This window comes from Proteus columbae (assembly GCF_002777965.1).
Taxonomy (GTDB): domain Bacteria; phylum Pseudomonadota; class Gammaproteobacteria; order Enterobacterales; family Enterobacteriaceae; genus Proteus; species Proteus columbae.
Genome location: NZ_NGVR01000006.1, coordinates 22,319 through 35,936 on the forward strand (window position 1 = coordinate 22,319; position 13,618 = coordinate 35,936).

The following is a 13,618-nucleotide window of genomic DNA, read 5'->3' on the forward strand; positions in this document are numbered from 1 at the left end:
TATTCACTTTTCTAACGAGGATTGTAGCAAATCTGTCGTTCGTGAATAGCAAGGATCTGGGATTATAAGATACCTTCATGATCGGGCGTTAATTATTAGCAATTTATGAAAAATTGCCGATTAAGTGTTCAGCATTGCAATACGTCAGAAGTTTTTTCAGTGCATCAGAGACATGTTTTTGACGATGATATACAAGATATAGAGTACGTTGTAAGGCCAACCCCTCTACTTTTATCTCTTTTAATGAGCCGTTATTAATCTGCTCTTCAATAACTCGGCGAGATAAACAGCTGATCCCCATTTCATACATCACGGCGTGTTTTATTGCTTCTGAGTTACCTAATTCCATTTCAATGCGGTAGCCCGGTAAAGAAGCGAATAAAAGATGGTTAAGTACATCTCGAGTTCCCGAACCATTTTCTCGTAAAATCCAAGGAGCTGACTGTAAATCAGTTAAAGTCACTTTTGGTGCTTTAGCTAACGGATGATCGGGCGAGCAAAAAATAACCATTTCATCTAAAAGCCATTTCTGACTAATGAGCTCAGAACTTTGACAAGCACCTTCGATTAATCCTAAATCAACACGGAATTCGCTCACTAATTTAACGACTTCCTCAGTATTTCCAATACTCATTTCTAGTGGAATATCAGGATAGTTACGATGAAAATTCCCCAGCATTTGGGGTAAAATATAATTACCTATTGTTGTACTTGCAGCGATGCGTAATGCACCATTTCCAGCTTGGAATAACTGCTCCACTTCTGTTGCTCGTTCAAGTAAAGATAATGCTCTGGGATAAAGTAATCGCCCATGTTCATTCGTGACAAGCCGTTTTCCCACTCTGTCAAAAAGCTGTACGCCTAGCTGGCTTTCAAGATCAGTTAAAGATGCACTGACAGCAGATTGAGATAAAGCAAGCTGTTGTGATGCTTGCGTTGTAGAACCACTCTTGAGAACTTCAGTAAAGACTTCCAGTTGCCGCAACGTAATTCGCATATCCATTCCACCTTTGAGCCGTCATTGTAATAACATACTATCCACAAACCAGTAACATACCAAGTACATTTAAGAAAATACACCCATATTAGTTTTACTGGTTATTATTATAAAAATAATGAGTTTAATAAATAAGATTACTTGTTATATGCTTATGCAAAATTCATATAAGCAAGGTTTTTCTATGTCAGAGCAAAGTCAACCTATTACATTGGCGAAAAAATGTTTTACTCCAGTTTATCGCTGGCTTCCTGGTTTATTACTAACAGGCGTATTAACTGCGCTTGCTATTTATATTGGTGATATTCCTTGGTTTTCTAGCATGGGTTTAGGCGCATTAACGCTGGCTATTCTATTCGGTATTATTGTGGGTAATACTTTTTATCCTGTTGCAAAGCCTTATAGTGACGAAGGTGTCAAATTCGCTAAACACTATTTATTACGTACAGGTATTATTTTGTACGGTTTTAGACTGACTTTTCAGCAAATTGCAGATGTAGGCGCAACAGGTTTAATTATAGATGCCATTATGCTGATATCGACTTTTCTTATTGCTATGTGGATTGGCCGTAAATATTTCGGTTTAGATGAACAAACTGTCATTTTGATTGGTGCGGGTAGTAGTATTTGTGGTGCTGCGGCTGTTATGGCGACAGAGCCTGTTGTTAAAGCACAAGCAAGCCAAGTCGCTGTTGCGGTTTCTACTGTTGTGATTTTCGGGACTATTGGTATTTTTCTTTACCCTTGGTTCTATCACTTAAATGCATTTGCAGGCTGGCTACCATTTACAGAAGAAACCTTTGGTATTTTCTCAGGTTCAACAATTCACGAAGTGGCTCAAGTCGTCGCCGTAGGACACTCAATTAGCCCTGATGCTGAAAATGCGGCAGTTATTAGTAAAATGATCCGCGTAATGATGCTAGCACCGTTCTTAATTATTCTTTCAACTTATTTAAGTAAAAAGAAAAGCAAGGCAAACAATGGTGCACAAGCTACTGAGAAAAGCCCAATTACTATTCCTTGGTTTGCCGTATTCTTTATTTTAATGGCGGGCTTTAACTCTTTGAATTTAATTCCGGCGTCTATTGTTAGCTACATTGTGACTATCGATACTATTCTATTAGCGATGGCCATGGTGGCATTAGGTTTAACAACTCATATTAGTGCTATCCGACAAGCAGGCGTCAAACCGTTACTGTTAGCATTATTCTTATTTTTCTGGTTAACCCTTGGTGGTGCGATGATTAATATCTTTATTCAAACTGTGTTGATGTCTTAATAGGAATATCGCTAAAAAATTAATCTCCCTTAAAATTTCGCCTTGAGAAGTACTTTTCAATTGCGCAACTATTTTTAGTTGCGCTTTTTTGCTTTTATCATCTCAATATGATGTTATACGCTGTATGTTTGTTATCATGGTGTGAAATAAATCTAAGGAGAGAAATAATGAAATTTGTTGGCGCACATGTCAGTGCTGCTGGTGGCGTCGATCAGGCGGTATTACGCGCACATGAAATAAAAGCGACTGCGTTTGCCCTTTTTACTAAGAATCAGCGCCAGTGGAAAGCAGCACCATTATCCACAGAGGTCATTGATAAATTTAAAAAGAACTGCGAGCTTTATAGTTATAGCCCTTCTCAAATTTTACCCCATGACAGTTATCTTATTAATTTAGGTCACCCTGAAGAAGATGCTCTCGAAAAATCGAGAGATGCATTTTTAGATGAAATGCAGCGTTGTGAACAACTGGGTATTGAGTTACTGAATTTCCATCCAGGAAGTCATTTAAATAAGATTGATGTTGATAAGTGCCTACAAAAAATTGCCCAATCAATTAACATCACTTTAGAAAAAACAAAAAATGTCACTGCCGTTATTGAAAATACAGCAGGGCAAGGAACAAACCTAGGTTATCGTTTTGAGCATCTAGCCTCCATTATTGATGGCGTAGAAGATAAATCTCGTGTAGGTGTTTGTATTGATACTTGCCACACTTTTGCCGCAGGTTATGATTTAAGAACAATTGAAGATTGCGAAAAAACATTCGCTGAATTTGAAAAGATTGTCGGCTTTCAATACCTAAAAGCGATGCACCTTAATGATGCAAAAAGCGAATTAGCCAGTCGTGTAGACCGTCACCATAGTTTAGGTGAAGGTAATATTGGTAAAGTGCCTTTTAGTTATATTATGCAAGATAAACGTTTTGATGGTATTCCGCTGATTTTAGAAACCATTAATCCTGATATTTGGCCTGACGAAATTGCTTGGTTGAAATCACAACAAGCCTAATAACGATACTAACAGCAACACTTGCAGTAATAAGATTTGCGGTTTATACAATTTTGGTTTTATAACAATAAACCGCAAATTATTTTATTTAATGGGTGTTAACTCAATCTTAGTCATCATTTCAGCAAGCTGGCTTCTGTCTTTTATTCCGACATCAGGCTGACTGACTGATAATGCAGAGATGGCGGTTGCAAGGCGTAATGTATGCTCACTCGTTTGGCTCATTAATAAACCATAGACTAATCCAGCAACCATTGAATCTCCTGCACCAACGGTACTTATCACATCACAATGTGGCGGTTTTGCAAGCCATGCACCAGATGCATTTACCCATAAAGCCCCTCTTTCACCTAGTGAAATAACGACATGCGCAATGCCTTTATCTCGCAGTCGATGCGCTGCTTTAATAATATCTGCCATTTCAGTTAATGAATGTCCAACCCACGCCTCTAATTCACGATGATTAGGTTTTATCAACCAAGGTGCTGCTTTTAACCCTGCGACTAAAGCATCACGACTGCTGTCAAAAATAATGCATGGGCATAATATTCTTAGCTTAATCATCCATTGGGTAAAGGCTTCAGGATCAACACCATTAGGTAAACTTCCACTGACAACCACCATATCAAAATGACCAAGCCAATTAAGCGAATCTGTTGCAAAACGCTGCCAATCTTGCGGTGATACTGTAAACCCTGAAAAATTAAAGTCGGTGACTCGCCCTTTTCCTTCGGTTAGCTTTACATTAATGCGTGTTCGTCCTGACACTAGATAAAAACGGTTAGCCATACCATTTTCACTAAAGAAGTGCTGAAACTCTTCTTGATTTTCACGTCCCATAAACCCGCTAACAGTAATATCGATACCTAAATCACGTAAGACTTTCGCGACATTATTGCCTTTACCAGCAGGATTAAGTCCAGCAGTTCGGACTAAATTAACACCACCTACGTCAATAGCTGGACAAGCACCAACAAGATCATAAGCAGGGTTTAAGGTGATCGTAGCGACACGGCGACTCATGCCTTCACTCCCCAATCATTTTTTATTATGAATATTTAGGGTGCTATATATAGCATCAATTAACCTTTTATTCAGTGAAATTGAGCGGCTTCTCCTTGCACTCTATTCATCCTCAATGGAGAATATCACCCGTAAAAAGCGACTTATTTTATACATTAACTAGAGCGTGCTGACCTTTTTATGGTCAATTTTTATTTGAATTAAAAGCATTTTAGATAAGACGAGAGATTCGCCGCCTAGTGAACTAGGCTAGAATTTCTCAACACAGAATAAAATGAGTAAAACGTCTTTTAATCGAACCCGTAGGGCTGTTTTGACGTTTGTTTTATTTTAAGTGGTCATTGTTAATATCAATCAATGCCCATAATTGTTGAATAGATTGCTTTACACTCTTTTCTTACTGTAAAAATAAGCAGAAAAGATCAACACGCTCTAAATAAAAAAGAAAAAAGGAGTCTCAAATGTCAGTCGTAGTCGGTGTTGGTGTAATTATCACTAATGAAAATGGTGAAGTATTATTAGGAAAGCGTTGTGGAAAACATGCCCCTTATTGGTCAATTTTTGGTGGACATGTTGATGAAGGTGAAACTTTTGAACAATGTGCTATTCGAGAAATAGAAGAAGAAATTGGTATTGCGATCACTGAACCACAAGTGATTGGTATTAGCAATAATCTAGAAACTTACCAATTAGAAGGTAAACACACAGTTTCTATTTGTATGATCGCACAACACCAAGGTGACGAGCCTAAATTGATGGAGCCAGATAAATGTTCTGAGCTTCGCTGGTGTTCTCCAGATAATTTACTTGAGCCACACTTTGAAGCCAGTCGCAATTCTATTGCATTATGGAAAAGTAAGCAGTTTTATCAAGGCTAATTGTTTTATCAAGATTGATTAAAAACACGCTATCACTTTCATTATTCTGGATCTTTTTTATTCAGAATAATGTTCGGATTATCTATTTCTACACAAATTTTCACTTATTTATGGTCGTATTTCTTTACTATTTCTAATAATCCTCACACTAATCTATTGATTTATATAATCACCTTTTTCTACTGTATTATTTTTACTCACTTTTTTCTTTTATAAAGCACAATAACCTCTATTTACACCTTTATAGCAAACGTGTATTCTTTACACCATCAAGCTAGTACATTGAGTCAATTTTATAAGGACATCTTATGTCAGAAGTCACATCAATAACAAAGCGCCCATCCATACTTGGTGGTGCAATGATCATTGCTGGCACCGCTGTGGGTGCAGGCATGTTTTCCATTCCTATTGTGACTTCCGGTGTCTGGTTTACCGGTTCTATTTTTCTTCTGATTTACACTTGGTTTTGTTTATTTATGTCTGGGTTAATGATTTTAGAAGTAAACCTTCATTATCCTTTAGGCTCAAGCTTTCATACCATTACCAAAGACTTATTAGGAAAAGGCTGGAGTACTATTAATGGGCTATCGATTGCGTTTGTTCTTTATATTTTAACTTACGCTTATATTTCTGCGGGTAGCTCTATTATTGTGCAAAACTTTGCAGATGTGATAAGCGTACCTCAAGCTATTGCAGGTTTAGTCTTTGCATTAATTGTTGCTTTCTTTGTTTGGTTATCAACACGCGCTGTGGATCGATTAAGTACCATTTTAATTGGCGGCATGGTAATTGCCTTTGTGTTAGCTATTGGCGGTCTATTTACGGAAGTAAAAATGCCAGTGTTATTTAACACTAATGAAAACAATGCAAGCTACTTGCCTTATGCTTTAGCCGCATTACCTTATTTACTGACCTCATTTGGTTATCACGGTAATATTCCAGGCTTAGTGACGTATTATCGTAAAGATGGCAAAGCGGTTATGAAAAGCTTGCTTATTGGTACCTTGATTTCACTGGCAATTTATATTTTATGGCAGTTTGTTGTACAAGGTAATATTCCTCGCGAAGGTTTCAAACAAGTAATTGCTGATGGTGGGAATATTGGTAACTTATTAGCACAAATGCGTTCAGCAACCGCCAATGCCTCTGTATCAATGTTATTAGACTTTTTCTCTTATATGGCATTAGCAAGTTCATTCTTAGGAGTGTCATTAGGATTATTCGATTACTTAGCAGACTTCTTTAAGTTTTCAAATACAGGAAGCGGTCGATTTAAATCTGCATTAGTAACGTTTATACCACCGACTATTTTGGCAATTATTTTTCCTGATGGTTTCTTATATGCCATTGGTTTTGCAGGACTGGCAGCAACAATTTGGGCTGCGATTATTCCAGCATTAATGGCAAAAGCGAGTCGTGAGCGTAACCAAAGTCAAAGTTTTAAAGCTCCCGGTGGTATGTTTATGATTGGTTTCGTCATTTTATTTGGTGTTATTAATGCCAGCGCACATATTTTAGCGAACTTTAATCTTCTTCCTGTTTACCGTTAATTTCTTTTCTAAAAGCCTGCATCTAAAGCCAGCCCATACTTGAGCTGGCTTTGTTTTTTTATCAAATCTTATAAAAAAATGTGTGAATAACTTGCCAAGTTTCTACACTGCGAGTAATTTTGTCGCCATTATCGTCAATGTTATTTAATGGAAGGTTTTATATGGCAAAAGCCAATGAAATTAAACGTGGTATGGCTGTTAGTTATAACAACAAGTTATTACTGGTAAAAGATATCGACATCCAAGCACCAAGTGCTCGTGGTGCAAGTACGCTGTACAAAATGCGTTTTACTGACATCCGTACAGGCCAGAAAGTAGAAGAGCGTTTTAAAGGTGATGATATGATTGATACCATCAGCTTAACACGTCGTGCTGTGAGTTTTTCTTACATTGATGGTGATGAATATATCTTTATGGATAATGAAGATTACACACCATATACCTTCAAAAAAGATCAAATTGAAGATGAATTACTGTTTATTCCTGAGGAAGGCTTAGCAGGAATGCAAGTATTAACAATGGATGGTCAAGTTTTAGCATTAGAACTGCCACAAACTGTGGATATGGAAATTGTTGAAACTGTTCCAGGTATTAAAGGCGCTTCTGCAAGTGCTCGTACTAAACCTGCAACATTGCCAACAGGATTAGTTATTCAGGTTCCTGAATACCTTTCTACTGGCGATAAAGTTCGTATTCATATTGCAGAACGTCGCTATATGGGCCGAGCTGACTAATCAACAGTCAAAAAAACCTACTCATTAGCTATATAGCTAATGTTGCTTTAAATAGGTCAGATAATCGTAAGAAACCCAATGTGACAAACGATTATTTGACTTGTTTATCTTTTGCAACCTACCTCTGTCTACCCACAGACGCCTTAAAAATATTGAACGTCAATAACACCATTTTTTTGGGTAGTATCCATCCAACGGATCTCAGCCTTGCCCATATCTTGAGGCAAAATAATAGTTTGTTGGGATTTATCAAAAGACGCAGGAACAATAGATTGAGTAGATGTAAACACTTTGTTGTGTTTGTAACATTGGTATTCAGCTTTATCAAATGTGAAATTCATCTCACATGCAGGATCCACAATCGCACCCCGCAGATAAATCTGCCCTGTTGTTTGCATGGGATCAGATGCCCAAGCTAATGATATCGAACTGGAAACGAGAAGACTGCATACTACGGTCAGATATTTTCTCATAACGACCTCACTTCTTGTTTGCGCTAGCAGGTATGAGGATCACACCTACCCGACATATTTTCATCATAGCAATAAAATATGACATTTATATAGACATAAGAGGAATATTTGATGTCTATCAAATATAAGTGTTCGATGTTTATAAATAAGAAATCAACGTTGATTAAACTTAAGTCAAATATTTTTAACTTTAATAACAGCTAAATAAAAGCATTAAAATTTTATTTAATTAATACAATTATTTTTATTATTAGATCTATGGAAGATTAATTATAAACAATGTTCATCACAGCTAAATCGTCATTAATCCATTTAATATCCATAGAACCTTTGTTGTTAATCAATTTAGAGTTAAAGTGCTTATTCCTTTCTAACTGATATTGAGATTCCTGCATTTCACTACCATTCCAACAGCTTGTTTTAAAAGTATTTTTCTCTGTATCCATTAGACAATTGCCCTCAACAATTGCACCAACAAAAGTTATAGTTCCGGAACCAATGACTTTATTTTCCTTAGCCAAAGTAGGTGTACTTAATAATAAAGTTAAGCACGTAGCTGCAATACAAAATTTATTCAAAATTAATCTCCTAAGATTATTGGGTGTGTAAATTCCACAAGCCAATATGTTATTAAAGTCCTAACTAATATCGGCTTGTTACTTTATTTATTTAACTTTTATCTTTAATTAAAGAATAGAAAAAAATTATATAATACTCAAATTACGAGTATCGAGAAAAAATATTCTAAATTTAGGATAAGTGGGTATGAAAAAATCTAACAGAAATGAAACTAAAGCATAACATTTGTATAGGCAGCAAATTGCAAAGATCTATTTTTTTATTTTGGTTATAGTCCTATAATCAAACTCAAACTTATTGTGATCTAGATCACCAAATACACGCAAAATTTGTCATTTTATTACTATGAAACTTTCTCATTTCCACCAAAAAGCACTGGCTATTTTTCTACTTAATCTTGCAGGTCTAATTATTTTTTTCTCTTGGTATCTTCCAGCACAACACGGATTTTGGCTATCAATTGATACCCATATTTTTTATTTTTTTAATCAGCACATTTTGCCTGATACTTTTTTTGCCTCTTTTGTGGCTTATACAAATAATAGAAAGTTTGATTTAGTTATTTTGCTGGCGATGGGGGTACTTTATTACAATACATTCCGTAAAAAAGATTATATGGGTAAACGCCATCTTGTAATTGTGGGATTAGTGATGGTAATAAGTGCGGTACTGATCAATCAAATTGGACAAAATATTCCCATTGAAAGACCAAGTCCGACACTTTATTTTCAAGATGTGCATAGAGTGGGCATTGTGACAGGCATTCCTACAAAAGATGCCTCAGGTGATAGCTTCCCTGGCGATCATGGCTTAATGCTACTTATCTTCTGTAGCTTTATATTACGTTATCTCTCGTTTCGTTCTTTCTTATGTGCTCTTCTTATTACTGTCGTATTTTCATTACCAAGAATTATGGCTGGTGCACATTGGGCATCAGATATATTAGTTGGTTCTATTTCTTTAACTTTAATCACAACAAGCTGGTTATTAATCACACCATTATCAGATATTATTGTCAGACAATTAGAAGAACATCTTCCTTTTAAAAAATAAAAGAGAAAACATATCTAATTTATTAAAAGAGAATAAGTGCAATATGGCACTTATTCTTTTGGTCATTTTTTTGACAGTTAAATGATATTATTATGACAAAATGAGATCTATTTTAAGTATTAGCACTTTATTATCTAATGTTTTGTAAATTAAGCTTCTTTTCTCTCGCCATTTAGCCCCTCTTTCTGTACACTTTTCTGGTTTCCTCATTATTTATTGTTTAATGTGGATATTTACGTGCTTTAGAGCACGTTTTTCGCGAAATAAGGTTGCCAGAGTTAAATTACACTATATTCTCTGGTTATTTGGTGAATAATTCATGTGCGCTTCTGCACGTAAGGATGTAAGGGAAATCTGTCACAATGAGAACAAAACCGTATATGAGAATGCTTAAGCTCATACCGGCGTTCATTGTTGTAGCTACGCTATCGGCATGTAGCTCACAGAACGCAAATTCACGCTTAGCGAATTCAAGCACCACCCCACTTAATACATCATCAAGCACATCTATTTCCCAAGCATCACAAGATGAATTTGAATCATTGGTGAAGAATCTCGATATAAAATCTAAGATACTTGACCAATATGCAGACTGGAAAGGCGTAGCTTACCGTTTAGGCGGAGATACTAAAAAAGGCATCGACTGTTCTGCCTTTGTACAAAGAACCTTTCTTGATCAATTCGGTGTAGAACTTCCTCGCTCAACCTCAGACCAACAATTCTCCGGTACTCAGGTTAATAAATCAAAATTACAAGCAGGCGATCTCGTTCTATTCAAAACAGGCCGTACTATGCGCCATGTTGGAATTTACATCGGTAATGATAAATTTGTACATGCATCCACCAGCAATGGTGTAACAGTGTCAGAAATGTCTAATGTATACTGGAATAAACGTTTTTACGCAGCAAGACGTGTTATTGACAAAAATGACGCAGCGCTTGTTGAAAACAACCTTTCGCAAAATGTATTAAGATAATTAATTCCCTTATATCTTATTGCCTTACTGCAATAAAAAAGCCTCATTAAAAATAAATAATGAGGCTTTTTTTATATTCTTGACCATGCTTAAACCGCACAGTAACTACGTTGGTTTTATAACATTAACTAGTTGTTATAAATAAGAATATGCTGTTGGGAATGGCTCCGCAATAGCGACACCCGCGTTTTTTAAGCAACATAATGCAGCACATTCATCGTCGCTATGAAGGAAAAGGCAAGGAGCTCCATCCCACTCAATCACAACGCTATCAATATGGAGATTACTCAGATACTGACGCAAATTCTGTATTGCTTCATCCAGTGTCATACCATCATGACTTAATAATTTTAAGCCAATCAGCGTATTTTGCTTTCCTGCATCATTTTCAGGCAGTATTTCTACTCTTGTACCTGCAAAGCCTGCTAGCCACCGATAACTCAGCGGCAGCTTATGAACTACCGAAAGTTGTACATTATCCACAAATCAATCCTGTTTCATCAACACGTTAATTTAATACATCATCAATACGAGTTTGAACTGACTTGCTCACACGCATATTAGAACTTTGTTAATCATAGAACATAAATATTACAATTGCTTTACAAAAAAAGCGAAGAGACGTATCAAACCATTCGTTTAGCTTAGTGTTTGCAGATATTCATGTCTGCAATGCTTAATCTCTTCAATTATTCTTTCATTTATTTAACATTTTATCAACCATATAAAATAATTGTATAAAATATTACGCATTCAAGTAAAACAATCCATCAATTTTTATCACGATACTTCATATCAACAAAACAATAATAGATGATTATTAAAATAAATTTTACTTAATTTAACAAAATAACAACATCAAGTATTGATTCAAATCAAAAAATCACACTAATTTGAAACGATTCATGAAATATAACAGAGGAAAATGTGGTGTTTTTAGAGGAAATAGAGACAGGAAAAGAGGAGCACGCTATAAATTTCTGTTATTTATAGCGTGCTATTCTTATTTATAACGACGAGCAAGCAAAATAAAACCCATAGCAAACAGCACACAGAATGCCATAGAGCTTACCATTGGCCATTCTGATTTTGCTGGTAGCATAGCAATAGCCGTTCCGACTAAAGCACCAACACCAAAACGCACTGTTCCTGCAAGAGAAGAAACTGTTCCTGCCATATGGGGATAGTCATCAAGAATAACGGCCATCGCATTCGATGTGATCATCGCGATCCCGCCCACATACATTGCTACGCCCACAACAAGGAAGTAGAAATGTAAATTAAGAGCGACCACCAGCAATAAAAAGATCCCCATAAAACATTGAATAGTTAATCCTAGGCGTAACATATTCAACGCACCAAATCGACGAACATATCGCCCATTAATGCTTGTCATCACAATTAAGAAGATGATATTGAAACCAAAATATAATCCAAATTGATCAAAGGGAATACCATGCAATTCGATGTAGACAAAAGGGCCAGCACTAAGAAATGAAAACATGCCAGCAAAAGAAAAACCTGAAGCCAAAATATAGCAAAGGACACGACGTGTTCTAAACAGACTAATAAATTGGCTAAATGTCACTCTTAAGCTAAAGCGTTGGCGACGCTCTTTTGGTAATGTTTCTGGAATATAAAAAGCAATTAATGCAGATGCAATCACGGCGGCTATCGCGATACTCCAAAAAATAGCATGCCATGAAAACCAATTCATCACCCAAGCACCTAATAACGGCGCTAATAAAGGTGCGATAGTCATAACTAGTGCAACAAAAGACATACTTCTAGAGAAGTCATCTCTAGAGAACATATCTCTCATCAATGCATTAATAACAACACTTGCCGCAGCTGCTGCAAAACCATGTAAAAAGCGCATCCCAATTAACATATCTATTGATTCAGATAATGCACATGCACTAGAAGCAAAAGCAAAAACAATTACGCCGCCCAAAATGACAGGCTTACGTCCCAAACTATCAGCCATAGGACCATAGACTAATTGCCCAATAGCAAAACCAAAAATATAGATACTTAATGTCATTTGTACTTTGCCACTAGGCACACCAAAATCTTGCGCAATAGTTGGTAAACTTGGCAAATACATATCTATAGCCAATGGCATAAGCATGGAAATAAGTCCCAGTATTAAAATGAGACTAAGGTACGACGAACGTTGCTGTTGCACGCAGATAAACTCCCAAAAACGACAGGATAAATAATAATTATTGAGGTAGGTGAATGCTGTTGATCTCTTCTTCTGTTAATGGACGATATTCGCCCTCAGCTAAAGTCTCATCTAATGTGATATCCCCAATACGCTCACGATGTAATGCACTCACATGATTACCCACTGCTGCAAACATACGTTTTACTTGGTGGTATTTGCCTTCACTAATAGTGAGCTTGACTTCTGTTGGCGTAATAATTTCTAACGTGGCTGGTTTGGTTAGATCTTTTTCACCGTTAAGTTGAACACCTTTTTGGAATTGTTCAGCAACACCCTCTCCAATCGGCTCTTCTAACGTAACCAGATAGGTTTTCTCACAATGATGTTTTGGTGCCGTAATACGATGTGACCATTGACCATTATCCGTTAATAAAACAAGCCCCGTTGTATCAATATCTAAACGCCCAGCCGCATGTAATTTATGTGCTAAAGGTTCATCAATAAAATAGAGGATAGTTGGATTAACTGGATCGTCTGTTGAACATACATAGCCAATTGGCTTGTTCAACATAAAGTAACGAGGCCCTAAAATTTGAGTTAAGACATTACCGTCGTAAGCTACTTCTTGCTCTGGTGCAATTTTAGTTGAACCGCTTTTCACCATTTCGCCATCAATTGTTACAAGCCCTGCTCTTAATTCACGAAGGATCAAGCTACGGCTAATACCCAATTGCTGGGATAAAAATTTATCTAATCGCATGAATTTCTCTGAAAAATGGAAGAATACCATCTGATATGAGGTATCTATTAAAAATGAATATTAACAATAAAACAACTAATTAATTTATAAATAAACTATTACGCTCTTTACGCCTCTCTTATTCGCGCCACCCAT

14 protein-coding genes are annotated in these 13,618 nt (G+C 36.4%); 7 read left to right on the top strand and 7 right to left on the bottom strand.

Annotated features, from left to right (window positions below; translation table 11 throughout):
• Positions 1-103 precede the first annotated feature (103 nt).
• Complete coding sequence (gene yieE, locus CBE70_RS01440) at positions 104-997, bottom strand: DNA-binding transcriptional regulator YeiE (protein WP_100157915.1); 894 nt, start codon at positions 995-997, stop codon at positions 104-106.
• Between the two features lie 184 nt (positions 998-1,181).
• On the opposite strand from yieE, the gene CBE70_RS01445 reads away from it, so the two are divergent.
• Positions 1,182-2,276: a YeiH family protein gene (locus CBE70_RS01445; protein ID WP_198585677.1), complete on the top strand. Its 1,095-nt coding sequence runs from the start codon at positions 1,182-1,184 to the stop codon at positions 2,274-2,276.
• Positions 2,277-2,443: 167 nt separating this feature from the next.
• Positions 2,444-3,286, top strand: a complete 843-nt coding sequence (gene nfo, locus CBE70_RS01450) for a deoxyribonuclease IV (RefSeq protein WP_100157917.1) — start codon at positions 2,444-2,446, stop codon at positions 3,284-3,286.
• Positions 3,287-3,370: 84 nt separating this feature from the next.
• Here nfo and fruK read toward each other — a convergent pair whose 3' ends face one another.
• Positions 3,371-4,309, bottom strand: a complete 939-nt coding sequence (fruK, locus tag CBE70_RS01455; protein ID WP_100157918.1) for a 1-phosphofructokinase — start codon at positions 4,307-4,309, stop codon at positions 3,371-3,373.
• A gap of 461 nt (positions 4,310-4,770) precedes the next feature.
• Here fruK and CBE70_RS01460 point away from each other — a divergent pair, with 461 nt between their 5' ends.
• The 3 genes from CBE70_RS01460 to yeiP all read left to right on the top strand — a co-directional run bounded on the left by CBE70_RS01460 (position 4,771) and on the right by yeiP (position 7,471).
• Complete coding sequence (locus CBE70_RS01460; RefSeq protein WP_100157919.1) at positions 4,771-5,187, top strand: NUDIX domain-containing protein; 417 nt, start codon at positions 4,771-4,773, stop codon at positions 5,185-5,187.
• Positions 5,188-5,495: 308 nt separating this feature from the next.
• Positions 5,496-6,737 carry a tryptophan permease gene (gene mtr / locus CBE70_RS01465; protein WP_100157920.1) on the top strand — a complete coding sequence of 414 codons (1,242 nt, stop codon included), beginning with the start codon at positions 5,496-5,498 and terminating at the stop codon, positions 6,735-6,737.
• 161 nt (positions 6,738-6,898) lie between these two features.
• On the top strand, positions 6,899-7,471 hold the full coding sequence (yeiP, locus tag CBE70_RS01470; RefSeq protein ID WP_088493223.1) for an elongation factor P-like protein YeiP: 573 nt from the start codon (positions 6,899-6,901) through the stop codon (positions 7,469-7,471).
• Positions 7,472-7,614: 143 nt separating this feature from the next.
• Here the strand turns inward: yeiP and CBE70_RS01475 are convergent, their stop codons facing one another.
• Together CBE70_RS01475 and CBE70_RS01480 are read right to left on the bottom strand one after the other, a co-directional pair.
• Positions 7,615-7,944 (bottom strand): hypothetical protein, encoded by a 330-nt coding sequence (locus CBE70_RS01475; protein ID WP_100157921.1) that lies wholly within the window; start codon positions 7,942-7,944, stop codon positions 7,615-7,617.
• A 266-nt stretch (positions 7,945-8,210) separates the two neighbouring features.
• On the bottom strand, positions 8,211-8,522 hold the full coding sequence (locus CBE70_RS01480; RefSeq protein ID WP_100157922.1) for a hypothetical protein: 312 nt from the start codon (positions 8,520-8,522) through the stop codon (positions 8,211-8,213).
• A gap of 346 nt (positions 8,523-8,868) precedes the next feature.
• On the opposite strand from CBE70_RS01480, the gene CBE70_RS01485 reads away from it, so the two are divergent.
• On the top strand, positions 8,869-9,576 hold the full coding sequence (locus CBE70_RS01485) for a phosphatase PAP2 family protein (protein ID WP_100157923.1): 708 nt from the start codon (positions 8,869-8,871) through the stop codon (positions 9,574-9,576).
• Between the two features lie 362 nt (positions 9,577-9,938).
• Positions 9,939-10,553: a bifunctional murein DD-endopeptidase/murein LD-carboxypeptidase gene (gene mepS / locus CBE70_RS01490; protein ID WP_100157924.1), complete on the top strand. Its 615-nt coding sequence runs from the start codon at positions 9,939-9,941 to the stop codon at positions 10,551-10,553.
• Positions 10,554-10,688: 135 nt separating this feature from the next.
• On the opposite strand, the gene CBE70_RS01495 is transcribed toward mepS, so the two are convergent.
• The 3 genes from CBE70_RS01495 to rsuA all read right to left on the bottom strand — a co-directional run bounded on the left by CBE70_RS01495 (position 10,689) and on the right by rsuA (position 13,483).
• Entirely contained in the window at positions 10,689-11,036 is a 348-nt protein-coding gene (locus CBE70_RS01495; protein WP_072062745.1) for a YejG family protein, read from the bottom strand.
• Between the two features lie 520 nt (positions 11,037-11,556).
• Positions 11,557-12,741, bottom strand: a complete 1,185-nt coding sequence (locus CBE70_RS01500) for a Bcr/CflA family multidrug efflux MFS transporter (RefSeq protein WP_232797324.1) — start codon at positions 12,739-12,741, stop codon at positions 11,557-11,559.
• Between the two features lie 37 nt (positions 12,742-12,778).
• Positions 12,779-13,483: a 16S rRNA pseudouridine(516) synthase RsuA gene (rsuA, locus tag CBE70_RS01505; protein WP_100157926.1), complete on the bottom strand. Its 705-nt coding sequence runs from the start codon at positions 13,481-13,483 to the stop codon at positions 12,779-12,781.
• Positions 13,484-13,618 lie beyond the last annotated feature (135 nt).

What these genes read in the sequence shown, in the direction of transcription:
- yieE (WP_100157915.1), bottom strand. Translation starts at nt 997, where the DNA reads ATGCGAATTACGTTGCGGCAACTGGAAGTCTTTACTGAAGTTCTCAAG.
- CBE70_RS01445 (WP_198585677.1), top strand. Translation starts at nt 1,182, where the DNA reads ATGTCAGAGCAAAGTCAACCTATTACATTGGCGAAAAAATGTTTTACT.
- nfo (WP_100157917.1), top strand. Translation starts at nt 2,444, where the DNA reads ATGAAATTTGTTGGCGCACATGTCAGTGCTGCTGGTGGCGTCGATCAG.
- fruK (WP_100157918.1), bottom strand. Translation starts at nt 4,309, where the DNA reads ATGAGTCGCCGTGTCGCTACGATCACCTTAAACCCTGCTTATGATCTT.
- CBE70_RS01460 (WP_100157919.1), top strand. Translation starts at nt 4,771, where the DNA reads ATGTCAGTCGTAGTCGGTGTTGGTGTAATTATCACTAATGAAAATGGT.
- mtr (WP_100157920.1), top strand. Translation starts at nt 5,496, where the DNA reads ATGTCAGAAGTCACATCAATAACAAAGCGCCCATCCATACTTGGTGGT.
- yeiP (WP_088493223.1), top strand. Translation starts at nt 6,899, where the DNA reads ATGGCAAAAGCCAATGAAATTAAACGTGGTATGGCTGTTAGTTATAAC.
- CBE70_RS01475 (WP_100157921.1), bottom strand. Translation starts at nt 7,944, where the DNA reads ATGAGAAAATATCTGACCGTAGTATGCAGTCTTCTCGTTTCCAGTTCG.
- CBE70_RS01485 (WP_100157923.1), top strand. Translation starts at nt 8,869, where the DNA reads ATGAAACTTTCTCATTTCCACCAAAAAGCACTGGCTATTTTTCTACTT.
- mepS (WP_100157924.1), top strand. Translation starts at nt 9,939, where the DNA reads ATGAGAACAAAACCGTATATGAGAATGCTTAAGCTCATACCGGCGTTC.
- rsuA (WP_100157926.1), bottom strand. Translation starts at nt 13,483, where the DNA reads ATGCGATTAGATAAATTTTTATCCCAGCAATTGGGTATTAGCCGTAGC.